At 69.7% G+C, this 15,070-nt stretch carries 16 protein-coding genes; 6 read left to right on the forward strand and 10 right to left on the reverse strand.

All coding sequences use genetic code 11. The features are described 5' to 3' along the window. Nucleotides 1-3 precede the first annotated feature (3 nt). Together NS354_RS02740 and NS354_RS02745 are read left to right on the forward strand one after the other, a co-directional pair. The gene (locus NS354_RS02740; RefSeq protein WP_058593084.1) at nt 4-1,053 is read left to right on the forward strand and encodes an App1 family protein; all 1,050 of its coding nucleotides are present in this window, start codon (nt 4-6) and stop codon (nt 1,051-1,053) included. Then, the gene (locus tag NS354_RS02745) at nt 1,050-2,117 is read left to right on the forward strand and encodes an FUSC family protein (RefSeq protein WP_058593085.1); all 1,068 of its coding nucleotides are present in this window, start codon (nt 1,050-1,052) and stop codon (nt 2,115-2,117) included. The genes NS354_RS02740 and NS354_RS02745 overlap by 4 nt, the downstream gene beginning before the upstream one ends. Nucleotides 2,118-2,173: 56 nt before the next feature. Here the strand turns inward: NS354_RS02745 and NS354_RS02750 are convergent, their stop codons facing one another. The 10 genes from NS354_RS02750 to ftsY form a co-directional block, all read right to left on the reverse strand. Continuing rightward, nucleotides 2,174-2,731: a YceI family protein gene (locus NS354_RS02750; RefSeq protein WP_058593086.1), complete on the reverse strand. Its 558-nt coding sequence runs from the start codon at nt 2,729-2,731 to the stop codon at nt 2,174-2,176. Nucleotides 2,732-2,824: 93 nt separating this feature from the next. Further along, on the reverse strand, nt 2,825-3,553 hold the full coding sequence (locus NS354_RS02755; RefSeq protein WP_058593087.1) for a type 1 glutamine amidotransferase: 729 nt from the start codon (nt 3,551-3,553) through the stop codon (nt 2,825-2,827). After that, complete coding sequence (locus NS354_RS02760) at nt 3,550-4,902, reverse strand: Mur ligase family protein (protein WP_058593088.1); 1,353 nt, start codon at nt 4,900-4,902, stop codon at nt 3,550-3,552. The genes NS354_RS02755 and NS354_RS02760 overlap by 4 nt, the downstream gene beginning before the upstream one ends. Before the next feature lie 63 nt (nt 4,903-4,965). Continuing rightward, on the reverse strand, nt 4,966-5,703 hold the full coding sequence (gene trmD / locus NS354_RS02765) for a tRNA (guanosine(37)-N1)-methyltransferase TrmD (protein WP_058593089.1): 738 nt from the start codon (nt 5,701-5,703) through the stop codon (nt 4,966-4,968). After that, entirely contained in the window at nt 5,700-6,404 is a 705-nt protein-coding gene (gene rimM / locus NS354_RS02770; protein WP_058593090.1) for a ribosome maturation factor RimM, read from the reverse strand. Before rimM ends, trmD begins: the two co-directional genes overlap by 4 nt. After that, nucleotides 6,404-6,676, reverse strand: a complete 273-nt coding sequence (locus NS354_RS02775) for an RNA-binding protein (RefSeq protein ID WP_058593091.1) — start codon at nt 6,674-6,676, stop codon at nt 6,404-6,406. Before NS354_RS02775 ends, rimM begins: the two co-directional genes overlap by 1 nt. Nucleotides 6,677-6,681: 5 nt before the next feature. Continuing rightward, on the reverse strand, nt 6,682-7,098 hold the full coding sequence (rpsP, locus tag NS354_RS02780) for a 30S ribosomal protein S16 (protein ID WP_058593092.1): 417 nt from the start codon (nt 7,096-7,098) through the stop codon (nt 6,682-6,684). 141 nt (nt 7,099-7,239) lie between these two features. Continuing rightward, nucleotides 7,240-8,805 (reverse strand): signal recognition particle protein, encoded by a 1,566-nt coding sequence (gene ffh / locus NS354_RS02785; RefSeq protein ID WP_058593093.1) that lies wholly within the window; start codon nt 8,803-8,805, stop codon nt 7,240-7,242. 113 nt (nt 8,806-8,918) lie between these two features. Next, the gene (locus NS354_RS02790) at nt 8,919-9,767 is read right to left on the reverse strand and encodes a 3-hydroxyacyl-CoA dehydrogenase (protein ID WP_058593094.1); all 849 of its coding nucleotides are present in this window, start codon (nt 9,765-9,767) and stop codon (nt 8,919-8,921) included. Nucleotides 9,768-9,929: 162 nt separating this feature from the next. Beyond that, the gene (gene ftsY, locus NS354_RS02795) at nt 9,930-10,805 is read right to left on the reverse strand and encodes a signal recognition particle-docking protein FtsY (RefSeq protein WP_058593095.1); all 876 of its coding nucleotides are present in this window, start codon (nt 10,803-10,805) and stop codon (nt 9,930-9,932) included. A 219-nt stretch (nt 10,806-11,024) separates the two neighbouring features. On the opposite strand from ftsY, the gene NS354_RS02800 reads away from it, so the two are divergent. From NS354_RS02800 to NS354_RS02815, 4 genes are read left to right on the forward strand one after another with little or no spacing between them, the layout of a single operon-like run. Further along, nucleotides 11,025-12,353 carry a branched-chain amino acid ABC transporter permease gene (locus tag NS354_RS02800; protein WP_193750689.1) on the forward strand — a complete coding sequence of 443 codons (1,329 nt, stop codon included), beginning with the start codon at nt 11,025-11,027 and terminating at the stop codon, nt 12,351-12,353. 6 nt (nt 12,354-12,359) lie between these two features. After that, the gene (locus tag NS354_RS02805) at nt 12,360-13,346 is read left to right on the forward strand and encodes a branched-chain amino acid ABC transporter permease (RefSeq protein ID WP_058593097.1); all 987 of its coding nucleotides are present in this window, start codon (nt 12,360-12,362) and stop codon (nt 13,344-13,346) included. Beyond that, nucleotides 13,339-14,295: an ABC transporter ATP-binding protein gene (locus NS354_RS02810; RefSeq protein ID WP_058593098.1), complete on the forward strand. Its 957-nt coding sequence runs from the start codon at nt 13,339-13,341 to the stop codon at nt 14,293-14,295. The genes NS354_RS02805 and NS354_RS02810 overlap by 8 nt, the downstream gene beginning before the upstream one ends. Next, the gene (locus tag NS354_RS02815; protein ID WP_058593099.1) at nt 14,292-15,053 is read left to right on the forward strand and encodes an ABC transporter ATP-binding protein; all 762 of its coding nucleotides are present in this window, start codon (nt 14,292-14,294) and stop codon (nt 15,051-15,053) included. The genes NS354_RS02810 and NS354_RS02815 overlap by 4 nt, the downstream gene beginning before the upstream one ends. Nucleotides 15,054-15,070 lie beyond the last annotated feature (17 nt).

The following is a 15,070-nucleotide window of genomic DNA, read 5'->3' on the forward strand; positions in this document are numbered from 1 at the left end:
CGGGTGACTTCGCCGGCTGCACCAGACCCCCGACCCCGCTTCGCGGCTCGCCTGGAGGATTGGCTGCACAGCCGTCGCGCGCGCCGGGCGATCGCGCACGGCAAGAAGCCCTCCGTGATCCCCTATATCGGGTACGGCACGACCGAGTGGGTGCGGGTGCTGGGCCGCGTGCTCTACCTGCGCCCCGAGAGTCGTGAGCACACACGATTCCGGCCCGACGTGGCCGAAGTGTCCCGGGTCCGCGGGTGGCGCACCTTCACCAGCCTCTCCGTGCCGCATCAGACCGTGCGCGTGCTCATCGACGGCGAACCGGTCACCGAGGTGACCGCTGACCGCGGCGGCGTGATCGACGCCATGGTGCCCGTGCAGCTCGAGCCCGGGTGGCACACCGTCACGCTCCAGGCGGGCGACAGCGAAGCGGCCGACGCCCCCGTCAACATCGTCGATCCCGAGGTGGAGTTCGGCGTCATCTCCGACATCGACGACACGATCCTGCTCACCGCCCTCCCCCGGCCGTTCGTCGCGGCGTGGAACAGCTTCGTGCTCGACGAGCACGCCCGCTCCGCCACCCCGGGCATGGCGGTCATGCTCGACCACCTGATGGCGGAGCACCCCGGCTCCCCCGTGATCTACCTCTCGACGGGGGCCTGGAACGCCGCCCCCGCGCTCAGCCGCTTCCTCGCCCGCAACCTCTACCCGATGGGGCCGCTGCTGCTCACCGACTGGGGCCCGACCCACGATCGCTGGTTCCGGAGCGGCCGGGAGCACAAGCGCCGCGAGCTGCGCCGCATCGTTCGGGAGTTCCCGGGGGTCCGCTGGATCCTCATCGGCGACGACGGCCAGCACGACGAGGCGCTGTACCACGAGTTCGCGACGGTCCACCCCGAGAACGTCGCCGCCGTACTCATCCGTCAGCTCTCCGTCGGAGAGGCGGTGCTGGCCGGCGGCCGGTCGAAGGCGCGCCTGCACCGGAGCACGAGCGGCGTGCCCTGGGTGTACGGCCCCGACGGCGCCACGCTGCGCGAGGAGCTGCGCAAGCTGGGACTGCTGTGACCGGTCCGGTGACCCGGCCTTGGCGCCGGTTCGAGCGCGACCTCACCGGCCGCTTCACCGTGTCCGTGCGCCCCGCCTGGTGGCAGCTCGCCAAAGGAGCGGCGGCGGCGATCCTGACGTGGTTCATCTGCCTCGCGATCTTCCCCGAGCAGCTGCCGATCTTCGGCGCCATCGCGGCGCTGATCGTGATGCAGGACAACGTCGACCAGTCGCTCACCCGCGGCATCGAGCGCGTCGTCGGCGTGCTCGTGGGCGTGGGCGTCGCGATCGGCGCCGGGGCGCTCTTCGGCCCGCAGTCGTGGCTCTTCATCGCGGCGATCATCGTCGCGATGGGCGTGGGCTGGCTGCTGCGCATGACCCCCTCCGCAGCGAACCAGGTCGCGATCAGCGCGCTGCTGATGATCGCACTCGGGGGCCTGCAGCTGCACTACGGTGCGGAGCGGCTCATCGAGACCGCGATCGGGGCGGCGATCGGCGTGCTGCTGAACGCCCTGATCGTGGCGCCCGTGCGCACCTCCTCGGTGCACCTCGCCATCGTCGACCTCACCGAGCACTCGGCGGAGGTGCTGCGCCGCATCGCGGACGCCCTCGACGAGCCCCGCGATCGGCCGTGGCTCGCGGAGATGCTCGCCGACGCCCGGGGGCTGCAAGACGAGCGCACCCGGGTGCACGCGCTGCTGCGCGAGGCGCGCGAGAGCCTCCGCTTCAACCCGCGCAGCCGGCGCTACCGGGAGGGGCTCGCCGACGACGACGCGCAGTTCCAGCGTCTGCAACGCATCGTGACGCAGATCATCGGCATGGCGCGCGCACTCGCGGACCTCTACGATCCCGAATTGACCGAGGATCCGTTCGTCATCGGCATGGCCGAGGAGATGCGACGGGCGGCGCACGATCTCGAGCTCCTCGTGCAGTCCGAGCCCGGCGCCGAGGCAGTGCCGGAGCCGCTGGCGCTGACGACGCCGCTCACCATTCCCCGGCCGAACGAGCGGCACTGGGTGCTCATCGGGTCGCTCATGGAGGATCTGCGCCGCGTGCGCGGCCGCATCACGGGCGAACTCGACTGATACGCGAAACCGCCGCCCCGATGCGGGACGGCGGTTTCGGGCGATCGGCGAGCGGACTACTGCTGGAGCGCCGCCTGCACGTCGAGCGTGATCGTCACGTCGGAGCCGAGCAGCAGGCCGCCCTTCTCGAGCGGGGCGTTCCACGTGAGGCCGAAGTCCTCGCGCTTGATCTGCGTCGTCGCGGTGAAGCCGGCCTTGTAGTTGCCGTAGGCGTCTTCGCCGAAGCCGCCGAACTCGAAATCGAACGTGACGGGCTTCGTGACCCCGCGGAGCGTGAGATCGCCGTCGACGAAGAACGAGCCGTTCTCCTCGCGCACGCCGGTCGACACGAAGGTGAGCTTCGGGAACTCGTCGGCGGCGAAGAAGTCGCCGGTGGCGAGGTGGCCGTCGCGGTTCTTCTCGTTCGTGTTCACCGAGGCGACGTCGGCGCTCGCGGTGACGCTCGACTCGAGCGGGTTCTCAGCGGTCGTGAAGGTTGCCTCGAAGCTCTCGAACTTGCCCTTGACCTTGCTGATGGCGAGGTGGCGAACCGAGAAGCCGACCTCGGAGTGCGTGGGGTCGATGGTCCAGGTTCCGACGCGGTACCCGGGGATCTGCTCTGCAGTGATGGACATATCGTGCCTTTCATGTAACGGTGCTGGGTCTGGTGAGCACAACTATTACATGCAAACGAATATTCCCGGCTCCGAGAAAAAGTTTCGGATCCCCTACCGCGGTCGCCGCTTCGCACTCTCCCGGGCGCGGTGCACGGCCTCGTGCGTCTCTGCGGCGGGCTCGAACGAGCCGTAGCGGCGCCGAGCGGCCTCCCCGATGAGGAAGTCGCTGATCGCCGGATTCTTCGGGAGCAGCGACCCGTGCAGGTAGCTGCCGATCACGTTCGCCGTGCGCGCGCCCTCGACCCCCGCGTCGGGGGCGTTGCCGGCGCCCTGCACCACCCGGCCGAGCGGGGTCGATCCCGACCCGAGACGGGTGCTGCCGCTGTGGTTCTCGTACCCGATCACCTCGCCGAACGCGTCCGTGTCGAGCACGACGTTGCCGATCATCCGCTCCGTGCCGCCGAGCGTCTCGACGTCGAGCACCCCGATGCCGGTGAGCTCGTCGCCCGCGTGCGTGACGAAGCGGTGGCCGAACAGCTGGTAGAGCCCGCAGATCATCAGCATGGGCACACCGTCCTCGGCGAGCGCGCGGATGCGGTCGGCCCGCTGCGCCAGGTCGAGCGCGACGCGGCCCTGCCCCGAATCCTGCCCCCCGCCGCCGATCACGATGTCGACGGTCTCGGGGAGCGCGTCGCCCGGGTTCACGTCGACGATGCGCGGCGAGAAGCCGTGCGCCGCGGTACGGCGGGCCAGGGAGAGCACGTTGCCGCGGTCGCCGTAGATGTTCATGTCTCGCGGGTAGAGCGAGACGATGACGAGTTCGCGCTCGATGTCGTTCACCAGACGTCCTCCACATCGGTCAGGTCCGCGAGCGCCCGCCTCAGCTCGAGCATCGCGGTGTAGGTGCAGTAGATGCGCCGCGGGCGGCCGACGGTCCGCTCGCGGAACGCCGAGAGCGCCCGCCGCAGGTCCTCCTCGACGTGCCCGACGGCCACGTCGTCGTGCTCGAGGCGGAGCGCCATGTCCCAGGCGCGCGTGCCCGCGACGGTGTCGACCCCCGCAGCGGAGAGCGACGTGAAATCGACGTCCCAGAGCCACGACATGTCGCGCCCGTCGGCGTACTGGTCGTTGATGCCGATCATGGCTGCGACGCCGTCCGCTGCGAACGAGGCGAGACCGAGCCGGAAGCCGGCCGGGTTCTTCACGAGCACGAGTTCGAGCGGCTCGCCGTCGAGCACGAGCTGCTCCCCCCTCCCGAACGCCGGGCGGATCTGTGCGAGCGCTTCGATGAGCTCGGCGTTCGTCGCGGCCGCGCGCGCCGCGCCGCCTCCCGACGCGAGCGGGCCGGCCTCGAGGATCTGGCGCACGAGCGCGAGCGCCGCCGCCGCGTTGAACGTGTTGTAGAGCCCCTCGAGCTTCAGCGTGGTCCGGTGCTCCTCGCCGTCGATGCCGAACCGCGCCTCGTGGTCGCCGATCTCGAGCAGCATCACATCGGCGGCGGGCCGCACGTCGCGCGGCTCCTCCCCGGTCTCCACCGTCACGCCGGGTTCCGCGGAGAGATGGAAGTCGTCGTCGCTCGGGAAGGTCGCCAGCAGGGCGTTCGACAGACCGAACTCGCGCACGTCGACCCGGTCGCCTGCGCGGGCGCGCGTCAGCTCGCCGATCGCGGCGATCAACCGGTCCTCCCGGTTCACGACGAGCCCCTCGGTCGTGGCATCGGCGATGCGCTGCAGCAGCTTCGCCGTCGTGTCGATCTCGCCGAAGCGGTCGAGCTGGTCGCGGAGCACGTTCAGCAGCAGCGTGAAGCGCGGCGGCACGCGATCGATGAAGTACATCGCGTGCGCCTCGTCGAGTTCGAGCACGGCGATATCGGCGTCGAGGCGGCCGCGCGCGTCGCTCTCCTGAATCGCCGCAGCGACGACTCCGCGGGAGAAGTTGGATCCGGTGCGGTTGGTGAAGACCCGCAGGCCCCGCGCCTCGAGCAGCTCGACGACCATCTTCGTGGTGGTCGTCTTGCCGTTCGTTCCGCTGACGGCGACCACGCCGTAGGGCAACCGCCCCAGCACACGCCCGAGGAACCCGGGGTCGAGCTTCTCGATGACGAGACCGGGCAGGGCCGAACCGCCGCCGCGGAGCCGGGCGACCTGGCGAACCGTCTTGCCGACGACGGCCGAAAGCACATCACGCATGCGTCCAGCCTAGAGGCAGCGCCCGGCGCCGCCGAACGCGCGCGCCGGGCCCGGCGGCCCCCGTCACTCGGCGGCGTGCCGCCCCGGAGGCCGACCCAGGAGCTCGCGGGTGAGCAGCTCCGGTCGGACGCGGCCCGTCCGCTCGATGCGCTGCTCGCGGCGCCACGCGTCGATCGCCGCGTGATTGCCGCTCAGCAGCACCTCGGGAATCGCGCGCTCGCGCCAGCTCGCGGGCTTCGTGAAGCTCGGGTACTCCAGCAGCCCGTCCGCCTCATGCGACTCCTCGACGAGACTCTCCGGGTTGCCGACCACCCCGGGCACCAGCCTCCCGATCGCCTCGATCATCGCGATCGCGGCGACCTCTCCCCCGTTGAGCACGTAGTCGCCGATGCTCACGAGCCGCACGCGACCCCGGCTCGCGTACTCGTCGAACACCCGCTGGTCGATGCCCTCGTAGCGGCCGCAGCCGAACACGAGGTGGCGCTCCGATGCCAGCTCGCGCGCCATCGCCTGCGTGAAGACCTCGCCGGCCGGCGACGGGAAGATGATGAGCGGCTCGGCGTCCGCATCGGCATCGTCCAGGATGCCGTCGAGGGCCTCGCCCCACGGCTCCGGCTTCATCACCATGCCGGCGCCGCCGCCCGCGGGAGTGTCGTCGACGGTGCGGTGCTTGTCGTGCGCCGAGTCGCGCAGGTCGTGCACGTGCACGTCGATGAGGCCGCGCTGGCGCGCCTTGCCGAGCAGCGAGAGCTCGAGCGCATCGAAGTAGCCGGGGAAGATCGAGACGACGTCGATCCTCATGCCGACGGCCCAGACACCCTGCCGGACTCCGGTTCGGTCGTGTCGCCCTGCTCGGAGCCGCGGGGCTCAGCAGCGCCCGCGGAGCCGTCCGTGCCGTCGGATTCGGCCTCCGACGCGTCGAAGAGACCCGCAGGCGGCGTGACGCGCACGATACCCGCCTCGACATCGACGCTCGGCACGATCGCCGTGACGAACGGCACCAGCACCGGACCGGAGTCGGTCGAGACGACCAGCAGGTCCTGCGCCGGGAGGTGCTGCACCTCGGCGACGACCCCGAGCTTCACGGGGGCCCCGCCCGGTTCCTCCGCGTCGCGCACCACGTCCAGCCCCACGAGCTGGTGGTGGTACCACGCGTCCTCCTCCTCGCCCTCGGCGACGGCCTGCTCGTCGATCCAGAGGATCGCGCGCACGATGCTCTCGGCCGCCGTGCGATCGGCGACCTCGGCGAAGAACGCGACGGGCGACTCGTTGAACCACCGGAGCTCGCGCATCGTGATCGTGCGACCGAACCAGGGCGAGCCCTCGGGCACCTGCAGGTGGAACTCGGCTCCGGGCACGAACCGGAGCTCCGGATTGTCGGTGAAGAGCTCGACCTTGAGCCCGCCCTTCAGCCCGTGCGGTTTCGTGAGGCGCCCGACGCGCAAACTCCCCGCCCCGCTCGCGGGACGGGGAGCGTGCACGCGCCCATTCGGCTCTGCCATCAGGTTTCAGGCTCCGCTTCCTCGGCGGCGTCCGTGTCGACCACGTCGACGCGCACGCGGGCGCCATCGGCGAGCGACAGCACGAGCGTGCGCAGCGACGACGCGGTGCGGCCGCCACGACCGATGACGCGGCCGAGGTCGCTCGGGTGCACACGCACCTCGAGCACGTCTCCGCGGCTCCCGTCGCGCGCATCGACGCGCACCCGCTCAGGGTGATCGACGATGCCGCGAACGAGGTGCGCGAGCGCCTCCGCGAGAGCCTGCTGAGTCACAGGGGTCAGGCCTCGGTCGACTCGTCAGCGGATTCCGCGGCCGGGGCCTCTGCTGCTGCGGGGGCGGGCTTCTCGGCCTTGGGGCGCAGCACGGGCTTCTTCGCGGCGTCGGCCTCGAACGGAACCTTCGCCTCGGGGGCGAGGATCTTCGACTCGGTCTCGCCGGTGCCGGTGAACTTGCCCCAGTCGCCCGAGAGCTTGAGGATCGCGGCGACCTGCTCGGTCGGCTGGGCGCCGACGCTCAGCCAGTACTGCGCACGGTCGGAGTCGACCTCGATGAACGAGGGGTTCTCGGTCGGGTGGTACTTGCCGATCTCCTCGATGACGCGGCCGTCGCGCTTGGTGCGCGAGTCGGCGACGACGATGCGGTAGTAGGGCGCGCGGATCTTGCCGAGGCGCTTGAGACGGATCTTGACAGCCATGATGACTCCTTGAATCGATGAACGACGCCGCGTCTCGTGCCGGTCGGCCGGATCGCGGAAGCGTGGGCGCGCGAATTGCGCGAACCCGTCAATCTTGCCACACTCGGGGCGGCAATGCAATTTTTGCTGCGATCAGGCCTTTTAGCGCATGCCCTTGCCGAGCATCTGCTGCAGCTTCGCGAGATCCTCCTCGCTCGGCTGCCCGGCGCCGCCCGCACCGAGCCCGAAGCCGGTGCCGCTCTGACCGCCGACGGCCGGCTTCGCCGCGATGCCCGCTGCCTGCTGCGCGCGTTTCGCCGGGTTGCCCGACTGCCGTTTGCCCTTGCCCTTCGCGGGCTGCGACTTCTTGCGGCCGCCGCCCATGCCGGGCACGGGGCCCATGCCGGGGATCTGCGGCACGCCGCCGCGGGCCACGGTCTTCATCATCTTGGCCGCCTGCTCGAAGCGCTGCACGAGCTGGTTCACATCGGTGACGGTCATGCCCGAGCCCTTGGCGATACGCAGTCGGCGCGAACCGTTGAGCAGCTTCGGGTTCTCGCGCTCGGCCTTCGTCATCGACTGGATGATCGCCTCGGTGCGCACAATCTCGCGCTCGTCGAAGTTGTCGAGCTGCGACTGCATCTTGCCCATGCCGGGCAGCATGCCCATCATCTTCTTCAGCGATCCGGCCTTGCGCAGCTGCTGCATCTGACCGAGGAAGTCGTCGAGGGTGAACGCGTCCTTCGCGATCTTCTCGGCGACCTTGCGCGCCTCCTCCTCGTCGAACGCGGACTGCGCCTGCTCGATGAGGGTGAGGATGTCGCCGAGGTCGAGGATGCGGCTCGCCATGCGGTCGGGGTGGAACGGCTCGAAGTCCTTCAACCCCTCGCCGGTGGAGGCGAAGAGGATCGGCCGGCCGGTGACGCTGCGGATGGAGAGCGCGGCGCCGCCGCGCGCATCGCCGTCGAGCTTCGTGAGCACGACGCCCGTGAAGTCGACGCCCTCCTGGAAGGCCTGGGCCGTGGCGACCGCGTCCTGGCCGATCATCGCGTCGATGACGAAGAGCACCTCGTCGGGATCGGTGGCCTTGCGAATATCGGATGCCTGCCGCATGAGCTCGGCGTCGACGCCGAGGCGCCCCGCGGTGTCGATGATGACGAAGTCGTAGTGCTTGGACCGCGCCTCCGCGACACCCCGTTTCGCGACCTGCACGGGATCGCCGACGCCGTTGCCCGGCTCGGGCGCGAAGATCTCTGCGCCGGCCTGCTCGGCCACCACGCCGAGCTGCGTCACCGCGTTGGGCCGCTGCAGGTCGCAGGCGACGAGCAGCGGCGTGTGCCCCTGGTCGCGGAGCCACTTCGCGAGCTTGCCCGCGAGCGTCGTCTTGCCGGCGCCCTGCAGACCCGCGAGCATGATGACGGTGGGCGGATTCTTCGCGAACTGCAGACGACGCTGCTCCCCGCCCAGGATGGCGACGAGCTCCTCGTTGACGATCTGCACGACCTGCTGCGCCGGGTTGAGCGCCTGATTCACCTCGTCGCCGAGCGCGCGCTCCCGCACCTTCGCGGTGAACTCCTTGACGACGTCGAGTGCGACGTCGGCCTCGAGCAGGGCGCGCCGGATCTCGCGAACCGTGCTGTCGACGTCGGACGCGGAGAGCTTGCCCTTCGACCGGAGGTTCTTGAGGGTGTCGGTCAGTCGCGCCGAGAGGTTTCCGAAAGTAGCCATAGCGGGTTCATTCTAGCTCGCATCGGGCTGGGATCGGCCCCCGTGAGCGGATCCCCTGGCCGGGAACTCACGGGGACCGTGCACCGACCCGAACGGGAACCGGTGCGCGACGGTTACTCGTAGGTGTAGAAGCCGCGGCCGCTCCCCTTGCCGAGGTACCCCTTGTCGATGTACTCGCGCTTCAGGTACTCCGCGAAGGCGCGCGCGCCGGGCTTCTCGCTGTCCTTGTTGAGCATGTACGGCGTCATCATGCCGATCACGTCGAAGATCTGGAACGGGCCGAGCGGGGCGCCGGTGCCGATGCGCCACGTGCGATCGATGTCCTCGGGGGTGGCGACGCCGCCCATCAGCAGCCCGCTCGCCGCGTCGAGCAGCGGCACGAGCAGGGAGTTCAGCACGTAGCCCGGCTGCTCCTTCAGCACGCGGATCGGCACCATCCCGATCTCCTCGGCGAACTGCGCCACGGCTTCGAACGCACGCGGGTCGGTGCCCGCGTGACCCATCACCTCTCCGGTGTTGTTCTTCCACACCTCGTTCGCGAAGTGCAGCGCGAGGAACCGCTCGGGGTGGCCCGACGCGGGCGCGATGTCGCTCGGCAGCAGGGTGGAGGAGTTCGTGGCGAAGATCGTCTCGGCCGGGGCGAGTTCGCCGACGCGGCGCCACGTGTCGCGCTTGATCTCGAGATTCTCGGGCACGGCCTCGATGACGAGCTGCGCCTGCGCGAGCGCCTCGCCGAGGTCGGTGGTGGCGCGGATGCGGCCGACCGCCGCGTCGAGCTTCTCGGGGGTCGCGTCGGGCAGGTCGCGCAGGTAGAGCGGCTTCAGGTACGCCCAGCGCTCGGCGAGCTTGCCGATCGCCGCGTCGTCGATGTCGTAGGCGACGACGTCCTTGCCGAAGTACGCCGCTTGGAAGGCGATCTGGGAGCCGAGCACTCCGGTGCCGAGTACGGTGAGACGCTGCATGATGACCCTTTCTCGATGTGCGGACCCGGGTGGGGTCCGCTCCATCACCGGTCTACTCCTCCTCGCGCGATCGTGCTGCGGATTACGCGCACGGCGATCAGCGACCCGCCCGGACGGCGGTCCGGGCGCATCCGGAAGGGGCTGCGGAGCGGGCGGCGGGGCTCAGCCGATGAGCTGCTGGGCGAACACGTGCGGCGTGAAGCCGGTGAGGTCGCCGATGCCCTCGCCCTGCCCGACGAGCTTCACGGGGAGGCCGGTCTTCTCCTGCACGGAGAGCACGAACCCGCCCTTCGCCGACCCGTCGAGCTTCGTGAGCACGAGCCCGGTCACGCCGGCGTGCTGGATGAACGCCTCGGCCTGCGCGAGCCCGTTCTGACCGGTCGTCGCGTCGAGCACGAGCAGCACCTCGGAGACCGGGGCCTGCTTCTCGATGACGCGCCGCACCTTGCCGAGCTCGTCCATGAGGCCGCCCTTCGTCTGCAGCCGACCGGCGGTGTCGATGATGGCGATCTCGTACTCGGCGTCGATGGCGCGCTGCACCGTCTGAAACGCCACGGATGCCGGATCCTGCCCGGCCTGCTGCGGCTTCACGATGTCGACGCCCGCGCGCTCCGCCCACGTCGCGAGCTGCTCGACCGCCGCCGCGCGGAACGTGTCGGCGGCGCCCACGAGCACGCGCTTGTCGAACGCGGTGAGGTACTTCGCGAACTTGCCGATCGTCGTCGTCTTGCCGACGCCGTTCACCCCCACCACGAGGATGACCGCAGGCCGCTCCGAGAGACGGAGAGTCGGATCGTACGCGGCGAGCCGCTCCTCGATGGCGTCGCGGAGCATGCGGCGCATCTCGGCGACCTCCGTGACGCGGTGGCGCTCGACATCGGCGCGCAGCGCATCGAGGATCGACTCGGTCACGTCGGGGCCGAAATCGGCCGTGATGAGCGCGGTCTCGAGATCGTCCCAGGTCTCCTCGGTGATGAGCTCGGGCCCGCTGAAGAGAGTGCGGAATGCTTTCGAGAAAGACCAGGATCGCTCTGCCATGCTCCCAGACTACCGCCGCCCGAGGGCCCGCCCCGGAGTGCGGCGCCGGTCGGGATTCGCGATCCGACCGCCCGATGCGCACGCGCAGACGGATTGTCGGTATATATTTGGGCGACACTGTTGTCCGGGCGCACCCGACGTCTCGACTGTTCAACGACCAATGGAGGTCCGGTGAACCCGACTCTGCACCGCAGACGAGTGCCCATCAGGGGGATCCTGATGCTGGTGATCGTCGCCCTGCTCGCAATCTTCGCCGCTGCCTTCTCCGCAGCGCCCGCCCGCGCCGCCGAGCCCTGCGAGCCCGGTCCCGCCACGGGCTGCGTGCAGGGCGTGATCAAGCTGAGCAGCGGGGAGCCGGCGCCGGGCATCGCCGTGACGCTCAGCGGCGCGGGCGCCGAGAGCACGACGGAGACGGACGAGGCCGGGCGCTGGGTGTTCAGCGCGACGGAGGCCGGGGCCTACACCGTGGCCGTCGACGAGGAGACCCTGCCGGAGGGGCAGTACTTCAAGTCCGCCGGCGAGCGCGAGGTCGAGGTCGAGCTCCACAGCACCGCGAGCGCACTGTTCCCGCTGACCGATGATCCCGAAGCGGCGACGACCACCCCCGAGACCGGCGGCGACACGAGCGAGGCGAAGCCGGCATCGTCGGCCTCGCCCGGCGACTCGTTCTCCTGGCCCCGGTTCTGGCAGCAGTTCGTCTCGGGCATCCGCATGGGCCTCCTCATCGCTCTGGCATCGCTCGGGCTCTCGCTCGTCTTCGGCACGACCGGCCTCAGCAACTTCGCCCAGGGCGAGATGGTCACGATGGGCGGGCTGCTCGCGGCGGCGTTCATGGGGGTCACCGGCAATCTGTGGCTCGCCGGCCTGTGCGCCGTGATCGCGTGCGCCGGCTTCGGGTGGGTGCAGGACAAGGTGCTCTGGAAACCGCTGCGCAAACGCCGGCTGAGCCTCATGCAGCTCATGATCGTCTCGATCGGCCTGTCGATCACGCTGCAGTACACCTTCCAGTTCTTCTTCGGCTCGGGGGTCGTGCGCATCGACACGAGCACCGCCGCGACGCTCACGCTCGCGGGCGTGACGCTCACCGTGCAGTCCTACATCGCCATGGGCGTCTCGCTGCTCGCGATCATCGCGGTGGGGCTCGGCCTCATGTACACCCGCTTCGGCCGCGCGACCCGGGCCATCTCCGACAACCCCGCGCTCGCCCGAGCCTCCGGCATCGACGTGGACCGCGTCATCAACATCGTGTGGATCGTCGGCGGCGGGCTCGCCGGCCTCGCCGGAGTGTTCTTCGGGCTCATCTTCAACGGCCTCAACTGGTTTACGGGCGGCACCATGCTGCTCATGTTCTTCGCCGCGGTCACGCTCGGCGGTCTCGGCACCGCCTTCGGGGCCTTCGTCGGCTCGATGATCATCGGCATGATCGTCGAGCTCACGAACATCTGGCTGCCCGGCGACCTCAAGTACGCGAGCGCATTGCTCCTCCTCATCCTGATCCTGCTGGTGCGACCGCAGGGCATTTTCGGACGCAAAGAGCGGATCGGCTAGGACACCATGGAATTCTGGACTGGACTCCTGCAGAGCATCCTGCAGACCGCGCTCTCCCCCACGACGGCCGCCTTCGTGCTCGCCGCGATCGGCCTGAACGTGCACTTCGGCTTCACCGGCCTCATGAACATGGGCCAGGCGGGCTTCATGCTCGTCGGCGCCTACGGCTTCGGCGTATCGGTGGTGCTGGGGGCGGGGTTCTGGACGGCGATGCTGATCGCGATCCTCGCCGCCGTGCTCTTCGCCCTGATCCTCGGCATCCCCACGCTGAAGCTGCGCGGAGACTACCTGGCGATCGTCACCATCAGCGCGGCCGAGATCATCCGCATGGTCGTGAAGCTCGCCGCGCTGCAGGACGTGACGGGCGGCCCGACCGGGATCCCCGGCCAGAAGTACCGCCACGTCTTCACGGAGCTCTCCCCGCTCCCCGAGGGCAAGACCACGATCCTCGGCCTGACCTACGCGAACACCGGTGTCGACGACTGGTGGACGCGCCTCGTCGCGTGGGGCCTCGTCGCGGTGTTCATCCTCATCACGTGGGCGCTGGTCCGGAGCCCGTGGGGTCGCGTGCTCAAGGGGATCCGCGAGGACGAGGACGCGGTGCGGAGCCTCGGCAAGAGCTCGTTCTCGTACAAGCTGCAGGCCCTGATCCTCGGCGGCGTCATGGGCGCGTTCGGCGGCATCGTGATGGCGCTCCCCGCCGCCATGCAGCCCGATTCGATGGGCCGCCCCACCACCTTCAACCTCTGGATGATCATGCTGCTCGGCGGGGCCGCCACCATCTTCGGCCCGCTGCTCGGCAGCATCCTGTTCTTCGTCATCCGCCTCCTGCTCACCAGCCTCGCCGGCGAATTCGTGCCCGCGTCGGTGCTCAGCGCCCAGCAGACCGAGCAGCTCGCCTGGATCCTCATCGGCATCTCGCTCATCCTGCTGGTGGTCTTCAGACCGCAGGGCATACTCGGCAACAAGAAGGAGCTGTCGTTCAATGTCTGACGCGCAGAGCTACCCCACCGACCGCGCCGCGCTCCGGGCAGCGCTCGCCGGCCTCGACCAGACCCCCGGCGTGCCGAAGCCCGACCCGATTCTGACGGTCGACCGCATCGAACGGCAGTTCGGCGGGCTGCAGGCGGTGAACGTCGAGCACCTCGAAGTGCAGCGCGGCGCCATCACCGCACTCATCGGCCCGAACGGCGCCGGCAAGACCACGTTCTTCAACCTCATCACCGGCTTCGACCGCCCCTCGAACGGCAAGCGGCTCCTCGGCGGCGGCGATGCGCGGTGGACGTTCGACGGGAAGGCGCTGAACCGCACCGGCGCCTCGCAGGTCGCGCGATCCGGAATGGTGCGCACCTTCCAGCTCACCAAGGCCCTCTCGCGCATGACCGTGCTCGAGAACATGCTCATCGGCGCCAACGACCAGCCGGGCGAGAACCTGTTCGTCGGGCTCATCGGCCCGCTGTGGGCGAAGCGGGAGCGCGAGAACATCGCCCGGGCCGACGAGCTGCTCGCCCGGTTCAAGCTCGACGCCAAGCGCGACGACATGGCGGGCGACCTCTCCGGCGGGCAGAAAAAACTGCTCGAGATGGCGCGGGCGCTCATGTCGAACCCCGCGATGATCATGCTCGACGAGCCGATGGCGGGGGTGAACCCCGCGCTCACGCAGAGCCTGCTCGACCACATCCAGGCGCTGCGCGACGAGGGCACCACCGTGCTGTTCGTGGAGCACGACATGCACATGGTGCGCCACATCTCCGACTGGGTCGTCGTGATGGCCCAGGGCACCATCATCGCCGAGGGCGAGCCCGAGCGCGTCATGGCGAGCGAGGCCGTCGTCGACGCCTACCTGGGAGCCCACCACGATCGCGATCTCGGCGACGACGACGTGCTCACCACCGGAGTGATCCGCGCCATCGCCACCGAGGTCGAGGAGGAGACTCGATGAACGCCCAGCCGCCGCTCGTGATCAAGGCCGACACCCTCACCGCAGGGTACCTGCCCGGCGTCAACATCCTGAACGGGTGCACGCTCGAGGCGTACGCGGGCGAGCTCATCGGCATCATCGGCCCGAACGGCGCCGGCAAGTCGACGCTGCTCAAAGCCCTGTTCGGCCTCGTCAACATCCGCGAGGGCGCCGTCACCCTCGAGGGCGAGGACATCACGACGACGTCGACGAACCACCTCGTGCGCAAGGGCATCGGCTTTGTACCGCAGACGAACAACGTCTTCCCGTCGCTGAGCATCGAGGAGAACCTGCAGATGGGCCTCTTCCTCAAGCCCCGGGAGTTCGCCGCCAGGGCCGCGGAGATGTGGGAGCTCTTCCCGATGCTGGCGGATCGCCGCAAGCAGCGCGCGGGGTCCCTGTCGGGCGGCGAGCGGCAGTCCGTGGCCATGGCGCGGGCGCTCATGATGCAGCCGAAGGTGCTGCTGCTCGACGAGCCGAGCGCCGGGCTCTCCCCGGTGCGCCAGGACGAGACGTTCATCCGCACCCGCCAGATCAACAAGACCGGCGTCACCATCATCATGGTGGAGCAGAACGCCCGCCGGTGCCTCCAGATCTGCGACCGCGCGTACGTGCTCGACCAGGGGCGCAACTCCTACGAGGGCCCGGGCAGGGAGCTCGCGAACGATCCCAAGGTGATCGAGCTCTACCTCGGCACGCTCGCGGCCGATGTGGAGCAGAAATCCGCCCGCCGCGAGTAGTCGAGGCACGACAGAGC

The sequence above is a fragment of the Leucobacter chromiiresistens genome (genome assembly GCF_001477055.1).
Taxonomy (GTDB): Bacteria; Actinomycetota; Actinomycetes; order Actinomycetales; family Microbacteriaceae; genus Leucobacter; species Leucobacter chromiiresistens_A.